Consider the following 10,220-nt stretch of genomic DNA (forward strand, 5'->3'; position numbering starts at 1 on the left):
GCCATGATGACGCCAGAGATGAAATATGCTGCATGAACACTTAACCAACTCTGTCAACTTCTGGCCGGACGACACACGTTGAAGAGTAGATCGTGAACGCCTGGTAGCCGAATGATGATTGGTTAGTGAACCAATTCACCAATTAACCAATAAACCATCTAACCAATGAACCTACCTGTTAGCCTTTTGCAGCGCTGTGACTCGGTTTATCTCGCGCTGAGCGCCGGTCTTGAACGTCGCGTCTATTCCGGAACGGGTGAGAATCTGTCTATACATCGTGATGGCCTGATCGAACTTCGACATTTTCTCGTAGGACTGACCGGCCATGTAATACGAGGTGGCAACCCAGTCCACCTTCGTTTTCTTCGTGACGAGATACGGGACCTTCAGGAATTCCAGTATCCCCTGCTGGTAATCCCCTTTATAGTAGTACGCTTCCCCGATGTAGTACCGCACTTCGGCTTCGAGATTGGCGTCTGCGTTATCCAGAAGGCTCTGCAAATGAAGCACCGCCTGGTCGTAGTACCCCAGCTTCTGATACAGGACGCCGATGTCGACCCGCTTGTCCATCAGTTCCGTGTCGTCGGGGAACCGGTCGATGTATTTGCGCGTCAGTTCCAACGCGGCGTCATAGAGCGAGAGCTGTTTGTACGCGAGAATGAGATTGTTCATCGCGTACTGGACAAGATCGGGCGCACGCCCCTCGCTGTCGAGAACTGCCTTGTATTGACGTGCGGCGGGATCCCACTGCTCCTGGCTGTAGTACAGGTTTCCGAGGGCGAGCCTTACGCGCGGAGCGACCGGATCGCTGCCATACTTCGGGAGAATCGCTTCGTAGAGCTTGATCGCTTCCGCGGTTTTCTCGGAAAGCTCGGCAACCCGCGCGTTCCCATACAGAGCGCTGGGAACAGATGAAGAACCCGCATATTCCTGGACGACGCTGTCGAAGAATTTCTTCGCCGAAACGTATTCATCTTTCCGGAGGAAATAATTCCCCCGTTCGTAGTTAAACTCCGCCGCGTACCGCCCCTGCCTCGGAAACGCCTTGTTGAACGCGGCCGCCCGTGCATCTGCTTCCTTCGCATTGTTCAGGCGGAAATAGCCGACAACAATCCGTGACTGGACATATTGCCTGAGAGAGTCATTCGTTCCCTTGTCGGCGATCTCCGTATAACGCGCGATGGCGTTCGCATATTCCTCGTTCTTGAAGTACAGTTCCGCCGCTTCGAACGAAGCCTGGTTCATTCCTGTCGGGCCGTTGAGGGCATACCCACTCGCCTTCTGCAGGTACTGGGCGGCCAGCGTCACGCTGTTTTCCTCTTTCGCGAGCGTTGCCAGCTGATAATAGGACTGGCCGGCCCGTTCCGACGAATCCTCACAGGCGAGGTACTCTGCGAAAAAGTGCTTCGCATCTGCCCTCTTCCCGAGCCTGACACAGGTCATCGCCATATTGAAAAGCACATCGAGCGGCAGACGCGACGTGAGACTTGCCCCATGAGACGCATCACGAACAAGTGATTGAAACTGGCCATAGGCCTGCGCGTAGTCAAACGCCGTGTAGTACGCCTCGGCCCGGGCTTTCCCAAGCTGTCCGGCATAGGTTACGTACGGGAACTGCTGGTCGAGTTGTTTGTACAGCTCGAGCGCATGCGACGCGTTGCCTCGCCCCCCTTCAAACCGGGCGAGAGACCATGCCGCACGGGGCGTGAATTCGTTATTCGGAAATCTCCTGAGATACTCACGAAGAACAACGGCGGCCGAGTCGGGCTGTCCAAGTGTCATCAACATTTCGCCCAGCCGGAACATCGCGCTCCCCTCGATATCCTTCAAAGGCCGCTCCTTCAGAGTCAGCGCATAGGATTTCGCGGCATCCTCGGGGTCCTTTTTCTTCCGGTAAGTCTCAGCGATCGAGTAGTACATCAGATCCTTGCGCTTGATGAGCTGATGGGCCCGGAGAAACTCTTCGCTCACAAGACGGACATCGGCTGACCCTGCGGCAAGTTGAAGGCGGATATTAAATTGGCTGGACAATGCGTCGTCAGCGAGTTCTCCGGAAGGGAACTGCTTCAGCAGAGAATCATACGCGGCAATTGCCTTCAGCGACGGTTCAAGCTTCGGCGTACCGCCCGTCCCGGTCTGGATACCGGCATTCTCAAATGCCTTCGCCTGATTGAACCATGCTTTCGATTGTTTGTCGGCCGGGAGACCAAGCCGCAGCGCCGAGGCATATTGAGCCGCCGCTTTGTCATAGTCTATGAGATCGTGGAAATAGATGTCGCCAAGCCGGAAGGCCAGCTCCCCCTTCGACAGCTGCGCGATGACGTCGCCCACCAGCAGCGCGAGCTTTTCGAGACCCGATTCCTTGTTCTTCCTGTCGAACATCCGGATATGAAGGGAAGCTTCTCTCGCCGCTGCGATGAACTCGCTGCCGGGAAACCGCTTCTGGAGATCGTCATAGGCGTCGAGAGCCCGGTCCAGTAATCCGGTTAGCTGCAGCGCTTCAGCGCGGCCGAAGAGCGCATCATCAACGAGAGGAGAACCCGGGTATCGGTTGATCAGAGCATCATATTCCGCCAGCGCCTGCACGTAGTCATGCAAATCGTTCTGGCGAATCCTCGCTCCATCGAGAAGAGTCTCGGGCACGCGTGGATCGTTGGAATAGCGGCCCTGGAACAGGGAATAGAGACGCAGTCCTCGGTGTGATTTTCAGCTTTTGCGGAGACGCGTGCGGCTGCGATCAGGATATCCGCCGGTGAAACTGTGGAGGACGTATCCAGAAGCGCCTGCGTCAGATTCGCACGGGCCTTTTGCAGCGCGCCCGACTGCTCGGCAGCCAGACCGGCTTTGAAGAAAGCCTCCCCCCGCTGAGCCGCCCGGACCGCAGAGGCCTTTTCATAGCTTTGAAGCGCCTTCGCATGCTCGCCTTTCAGGAGATACCCGTCGCCCAGCTGGACCAGCGCCTGTTGTCGCACCAACCGTGGCGCCCGAACAGAATCAGCATCGATCAGTTTCCATGATCCAAACGCCTCGGCCGCATAGCCGAGCTCGCGTTTTATCGAGCCAAGCAACGACAGCGCTGCGTAGTAACTGGAAGTCGTTCGATAGTTCTTCGCCACTTCGTCCAGAGCGTGCTGCGCTTCTTCGTATTTGTTCAGGCTCGCCAGTGAGCGGGCCATCAGTACAAGAGCCTGGGCAATCAGTTCGGGGTCCTTCGAAGCGTCGGCCACGCGTTTCGATTCGGCACGCGAGAGCTCGAACTGGTTGTCGGAGAGATACATCTGCGCGAGCTTCAACCGCGCGGGGAGAATGACATCGGACGATGAGTAATCCTGTATCAATGTCCTCAGCACTTTGCGTGTGCTTTCCGGGTCTCCGGCGAGGTCGAAGTATTCCGCCGACTTCACGAGGGCACCGGGGGCGAGCTTGCTCTTCGGATGAAACGTCTTGACGCGCTCGAACGCGAGCGCAGCTTCCCGCAGGTTCTTCAGAGAGACGTACGAATCGGCTACGTTCCACCACGCTTCCGGAGCACGCGGGTGGTCGGGGAACGCGAGAGCAAAATTCTGAAACGTCAGGCGGGCGTCATCGAGTTTTCCCTGCTTGGCCTGGCTGAGGCCGAGATAGAATCTCGCTTCGATTCCCTGCTGGGTATTCGGGTAGGTTGCTACAAACTGCCGGAACTGCTCAAGGGCGAGGTCATACAGCTTGTCATTGTAGAGGTTCACGGCAAGCTTGAAATCGGCGTTCTCCTTCGTATCCTGCCCAACCGCCATCGAAAACGAAGAGAGGAACAGAACAGCAACGAAGAGGACTCGACGATTCATAGGAAGCAATTTACCACATATTGCCTCTATTATCAAGGAAGACACGGAAAGTCGACGTGCTGCCTTTTTCATTTCTCTTTTCTTCCGTATCTTGTGCACCCGGAGTAGTAAAATGTTATTAGACAGGGTCAGTTCACTATGAAATCCGAGCGCAAGAATGTCGCAGTGGTCTTCGGTACCAGACCGGATACCATCAAGATGGCGCCTATCATCCTGGAGCTGCAGAAGCACAAACATTTCCACGTGACCACAATCGCGACGGCACAGCACCGGCAGATGCTGGACCAGGTGCTCGAGGTCTTCGGCATACGGCCCGACTACGACCTCAACATCATGCAGCCGAAGCAGTCTCTCGCCGGTCTCACGAAAAACACGCTCGGCGCGCTCGATGACGTCCTAGTCGAAACCCGCCCCGACATCGTCCTCGTTCAGGGAGACACGACGACCACCTTTGTAGGCAGCCTCGCGGCATTCTACAGGCAGATCCCTGTCGGGCACGTCGAAGCCGGACTCAGAACACAGGACAAGGCAAACCCATTCCCCGAGGAAATCAACCGACGGCTGACGAGCTGCATCGCGGACCTCCATTTTGCCCCGACGTCGACGGCGAAACGCGCCCTCGTCCGGGAAAACGTTTCGAGGAAGCAGATCATCATCACGGGCAATTCTGTGATCGACGCGCTGGCCTATGCGATCAAGAAGACCTACACGTTTCCCGACGAACGGTTGAATGAGTACGTGGAGGAAGGAAGAAAGATCGTCCTTCTGACGATGCACAGGCGCGAGAACTGGGGAACGCCGATGACCGGGGCATGCGAAGCAGTGAAAGCTCTGGCCAAGCGATATACTGACTATCGGTTCGTATTTCCGGTTCACCTGAACCCTATCGTCCGCGAAGTGGTCTACCCCATTCTCGGCAAGCTGAAGAATGTGATCCTGATCGAGCCTCTCCCCTACAGCGATTTTGTCAATCTGATGGCAAGGTCATACCTGATTCTCACAGATTCCGGCGGCGTGCAGGAAGAAGGTCCCTCGCTCGGGAAACCGATCCTTGTGCTCCGTACAGTCACCGAGCGTCCCGAAGCCGTGAAGTACGGAACGGTACAACTGGTCGGTCTCGATCCGGCGACAATTACCTCGACCGCACGGACGCTCATCGACAGCGAACGGGCGTACCAGAAGATGGCAACAGCGACAAATCCGTACGGTGACGGGCATGCATCGCGCCGCACAGTGCGGGCACTTGAACACTTTTTCGGTTTCTCCAGAATAGCACCATCAGAATTTCGACCTCGCTGAAGAAAGGCATCCATGATTCGTTTCGTCGTCAGTGTTCTGATCGTTTTGCTCAGCATCATCGTTCATTCTCCTTCGGCCGTCGCACAGACATCAGCGCAAAAAAGCGTCCTGATCCTGATCGACGGGAATACCGACATGAAGAATTATGCCATGGCCGACGGCCGCCAACTCGCGTCGCTCCTCGGGCATTTCAACGTCCGCTACAAGCTCAAAGGCGTCAACGAATACCTCCCTGGCGAGATGAAGCAGTATGATTTCACATTCTACGTGGGGTTCGATGTTCATACCATTCTTCCCGAAAAATTCACGCAGGATGTATTCACCCTCGACAGCCGGGTGTTCTGGCTGAACAGTGGATTCGCCGATTTCTCGCGGAAATTCCCTGTCGAAAAACGCTTCGGCTTCAGCGTCAGCGGACCAGACTCCTTGTCGGGTTTTGATCTCGTGCGTTTCGGCAGCACGTCGTTTCAGAAAGGCGAGCCATTTATCAACATCGCCGCGGTCACCAATCGGAAACTTGTCACCGTCACCGCAACGGCATTTTCCTCCAGACTGAAGCGGGAGATTCCGTACATCATCACCTCGGGTAACCTCACCTACATAGCCGATATGCCGTTCGCCAGCGCGGGTCCTGCGGATCGGTACATCCTCTTCGCCGACATGCTTCACGATTTCCTCGGCGAAAACCACGAGGAATCTCATTCAGCGCTGATACGGATTGAAGACGTCGGTCCGTTCGACAACCCCGACCATCTGCGTGAGATTGCAGATATCCTTTCCGCCAAAGGCGTTCCGTTCCTTGTCGGCGTTATACCGTTTTTTGTCGATCCCGGCAAGAACATCCGGGTGAGCCTTTCCGACAAGCCGGACCTTGTCGACGCCCTCAAATATATGGTGCATAACGGCGCGACGATCGTCATGCATGGCAGCACACACCAATACAAAGGAGTGACGGCGGCTGATTTCGAGTTCTGGGATGAGAGCCTGATGAAGCCGATTGCCAAACAGACAGCGGAGGAAATAGCACAGAAGCTCGAGTCGGGCATCCAGGAGTTCATGAAGAATGGCCTCTACCCCCTGGTGTGGGAGACCCCGCACTACACTGGATCCTTCACCTTGTACCAGACTGTCGCGAAATACTTCAGCACGGCCATGGAACAGCGGCTGTCGTTCGAGGATTTCGACTGCTCCCAGAGCTTTCCGTATGTGATCAACAGCGATTGGTTCGGTCAGCGGATCTACCCCGAAAACCTCGGGTATGTTCCTCTCAATCCAGACAAGGCGGTCAGCGACACATATATCCAGGACATCCTCAGGAATGCGAAGGCAAATCTTAACGTTCGGGATGGGTTCGCGTCGTGCTTCTTCCACTCGTTCCTCGACCTCGACCTGCTGCGAGAGCTTGTGGACGGTGTCCAGGCACTCGGCTACACATACATGGATCTTTCAGATCAGCCGAACTGGGTGAAAACGAAGGACAGGGTCATTCTCTCCGGATCACAATCATATCAGATCACGCTGAAAGATCAATACCTCGCGGAGGGGTATTTCGATTCAGAGGGAGAGATCGTCAGGCGGGTGTTCTCCGATAACCGGATCAACGGCGTAATTGCGCGCCAGATCGAATTGAATCCCGGCGAAATCTACAAGGCCGAGCCTATCGAGTTTCGTGCGCGTGACATGGGTTTCGTCGACAAAGTTGTGTCGAGAGCAAAACGCATGTTTACCAACGCGTTCGTCGGCGAGCCCGATTGGCGTGAGGCGCGTGTGGCCATTCTCTGGAACCATCACATCCGGGGAGCGTCATTCAACGACCAGGCATCGCTGGCTTCGGTTTTTCGAAGCGTTCACATCAATGTCGATACGATCTTTATAGGTCAGGAACTTCGGCTGCAGGACTACAATCTGGTCATCGTCCCGTTCGCGTTCGTCGACTCTCTGAAATCCGGCGACTACGGAACACTCGTCGGGTATGTTCAGCAGGGAGGCAGCCTCATCACCGATCAGAAGAATGAGCTCGCGGAAGAACTGGGCATCCATTTCGCTCAGTCACAAATGCGCCTCCGCAACGTCCGTGACCGGAACTATCCCGAAGAGACGGTGACGTGGAAACAATTCGAATCGGTCTACAAGCTGAACGTTGAAGATGTCGACGAGGTCTTCTGCCAGGATGCCGCAACGGATGCCCCTGTGGTGATCGGGAAATCGGTTGGGAAAGGGAAAGTCATCTTTTTCGCGACCCGGTTTGATCCACTCTCACAACATGGATACAGCTACTATCCCTATCTGCTCGACTACGTAAAAAGGTATTTCCGTCTCGGCCCGATTGTCCGAAGAGAGAACCTGGAAGCGTACTTTGACCCCGGATTGCGCCCAACATCCAGTGTCGAGGATTTAGTGAAACAGTGGGTGCGGACAGGAATCCGCAGGATTCATGTCGCAGGATGGCACGAGTATCCCAAGCGGGATTACGTGTACGATTACGGACGCCTCATTCAGCTCGCACACGCGAACGGTATCCTTGTCTACGCGTGGCTCGAGCCGCCACAGATCAGCCAGCAGTTCTGGAGAGATCACCCGGAATGGCGGGAGAAGAACTACAAAGGAGAGGATGCTCAACCGGCGTGGCGATACGCAGTTGCATTGACAGAGCCGGCGTGCGTCGACAGCATCGCCATGAAATTCAAAAAGCTCCTTGAGGGATTCGACTTTGACGGCGTCAACCTTGCCGAGCTCTACTTCGAATCCGGCAGAGGTTTCGAGACCCCTCTTCAGTTCGCCCCCATGCACCCCTCTGCCGTGCGCGAGGTGAAAAAGAAGTATGGGATCGAACTGACCAGCATCTTCGATCCAAACTCTCCCTGGTTCTGGAAAACGAATCCCGCCGTCCAGACAACGCTGACGGAATACCGTATCGGTAAACTCGATGAGGTGTACGAGCGGCTCCTGCGCGATTTTTCCGACGTCGCCGCCCGCAGGCCCGGATTCCAGATCATCGTCACCGCGATGGACAGCTACGGCGCTCCTGAAGTCCGGGAAAACCTCGGCGTCGATATGAACCATATCCTTGCGCTGCAGAAGCGCTTCGGATTCCTCCTCCAGGTGGAGGACGCTGAACGGCTCTGGTCAACAGACCCGCTGCGGTATGTTGAAATCGGCCGGCGCTACGCCCGGCTCATGAACGATTCATCGAAACTCATGCTTGATCTCAACATCCTCGATCTGAGTTCGAGCACCCGCAAGAAAGGCGCGCTGACCCCGTTTCCGACAACAATACAAACCGGGACGGAGAGCTTTCTTCTCGTTCAGGCCGCCGCAATCGGCGCGCCCCGTTTCACCTTCTACGCCGAGGAAACAGTCAACGGTCAAGACCTCCCGTTCTTCGCCAACGCTTCGGCACATGGCATCACATACCAAAGAATCAATGACGGCTACAGCATCGAAGCGAAGCATTCTTTTGTTTTGCGGCTTCCCAAGGAAATTCCCCAGATCCTCATCGACGATATGTTTGTTCAGTCATCGCGGGAAAACCTGTTCTTTGTCCCGGCAGGGAGCCACCGGGTGAACGTGAACCCTGCCGCAAGCGGGGCGTTTTCGACTTCACAACTGCAACCGAGGCTTCTTTCGTCAACGGCCGACATCTCCGCTCTTTCCTATGGCATGAGAAATGCCCGCTTCACGTATGAATCCGACGAACGAATGCTTGTTTCCTTCAGCAACGAGCCAACACAGGTCCTCCTCGACGGACAGCCGTACACCTTCACGCTGATGAAGGGGAGTGATTGCTATACGATCCAACTCCCCTCCGGCAAGCACGAGGTGGATGTCATCACCGGCAATTCGTTTTCCTACGGGGTGAACGTGACCAGTCTCTGGTCATCGACAGCCATCGCGATGTTCGGTTTCCTGGCCGTCGTGCTTCTGGCAGGGATGTACATCACACTGAAAATCCTTCACCGCCGCACCAAAACGTAGTCAACCAGGCACCCCATGTCCGTACTTGAAGTCGATCTGAGTTTTCTCTTCGTCGTGGCCGTCATCCTGATCTGGTTCATGATCGCCTACCAGTTCGCGTTGACGATATTCGGCTATATCAATTACCTCAAGTCCTTCCGCGAAAGACGTTTGGTCGATGCCGCCGAGTTTGACTACCCCAGCTGCACCATCATGATCCCTGCTCACAATGAAGCGATGGTCATCGGACGGACAGTGGAGTCGATGCTGAAGCTCGAGTATCCGAAAGACAAGCTGAAGATTCTCGTCATCAACGACGGTTCCCGGGATGAGACGGCTTCTATCGTGCAGACTTACGCCGACCGGGACCCGCGCGTCGTTCTCTTTACCGTGCCTCCCGGCGAAGGGGGCAAAGGGAAATCCAGGGCCCTGAATCTCGGCCTTCGGCAGGTGAACTCCGACATCATCGCCATCTACGACGCAGACAACACGCCCGATCCCCCTGCCCTGCGCTACCTCGTCGCCCAGTTGATTACACACAAAGAGCTTGGGGGCGTGATAGGGAAATTCCGGACCGTCAACAAGAACGCGACGCTGCTCACGCGGTTCATCAACATCGAGACGCTGAGCTTTCAGTCCATCCTGCAGGCGGGCCGATGGCAAATGCATAATATCGCCACGCTGCCGGGGACCAATTTCGTGGTCTGGACGCAGCTCATTCGCTCGCTCGATGGATGGGATGAACAGGCATTGACGGAAGACTCCGAGCTCAGCATTCGGATCTACGAGAAAGGGTATAAGATCAAGTTCATCCCCTACGCCCTGACCTATGAGCAGGAACCGCAGGAATGGAAAGTGTGGCTGAAACAGCGGATGCGCTGGGTGAGAGGAAACAACTACGTCATCGGGAAGTTTTTCAAAGAGATTCCGAAATTCAAGAGCAAACGGCTCGCGTTCGATATCCTCTACACACTTTTGCTCTACTATGTTTTCTTCGCTGCCATTCTCATCTCCGACGTTCTCTTCATCGTCAGCGGACTGGGCCTCGTCAGTATTGCTCTGCCCGGACCGTACACGCTCGTCTGGATGTTCGCGTTCTTCCTGTTTATTTTCGAAATCTTCCTCGCTGTGTCATTCGATTCG

General features: G+C 55.4%; 5 protein-coding genes. 3 read left to right on the forward strand and 2 right to left on the reverse strand.

The annotated features are described in order from the left end of the window. Nucleotides 1–171 precede the first annotated feature (171 nt). A complete protein-coding gene (locus tag NTU47_07615; GenBank protein ID MCX6133663.1) occupies nucleotides 172–2,643 on the reverse strand; it encodes a tetratricopeptide repeat protein in 2,472 nt (823 codons plus the stop codon). Beyond that, the gene (locus tag NTU47_07620; protein ID MCX6133664.1) at nucleotides 2,556–3,824 is read right to left on the reverse strand and encodes a tetratricopeptide repeat protein; all 1,269 of its coding nucleotides are present in this window, start codon (nucleotides 3,822–3,824) and stop codon (nucleotides 2,556–2,558) included. Before NTU47_07620 ends, NTU47_07615 begins: the two co-directional genes overlap by 88 nt. Nucleotides 3,825–3,962: 138 nt before the next feature. Between NTU47_07620 and wecB the strand changes: the two genes are divergently transcribed. The 3 genes from wecB to NTU47_07635 all read left to right on the forward strand — a co-directional run. Next, complete coding sequence (gene wecB / locus NTU47_07625; protein ID MCX6133665.1) at nucleotides 3,963–5,123, forward strand: UDP-N-acetylglucosamine 2-epimerase (non-hydrolyzing); 1,161 nt, start codon at nucleotides 3,963–3,965, stop codon at nucleotides 5,121–5,123. A gap of 12 nt (nucleotides 5,124–5,135) precedes the next feature. Continuing rightward, nucleotides 5,136–9,098 carry a DUF2334 domain-containing protein gene (locus tag NTU47_07630; protein ID MCX6133666.1) on the forward strand — a complete coding sequence of 1,321 codons (3,963 nt, stop codon included), beginning with the start codon at nucleotides 5,136–5,138 and terminating at the stop codon, nucleotides 9,096–9,098. A 15-nt stretch (nucleotides 9,099–9,113) separates the two neighbouring features. Then, a partial coding sequence (locus tag NTU47_07635) for a glycosyltransferase (GenBank protein ID MCX6133667.1) occupies nucleotides 9,114–10,220 on the forward strand: 1,107 nt, incomplete at its 3' end.

Source organism: Ignavibacteriales bacterium (assembly GCA_026390595.1).
GTDB lineage: Bacteria > Bacteroidota > Ignavibacteria > UBA10030 > UBA10030 > UBA9647.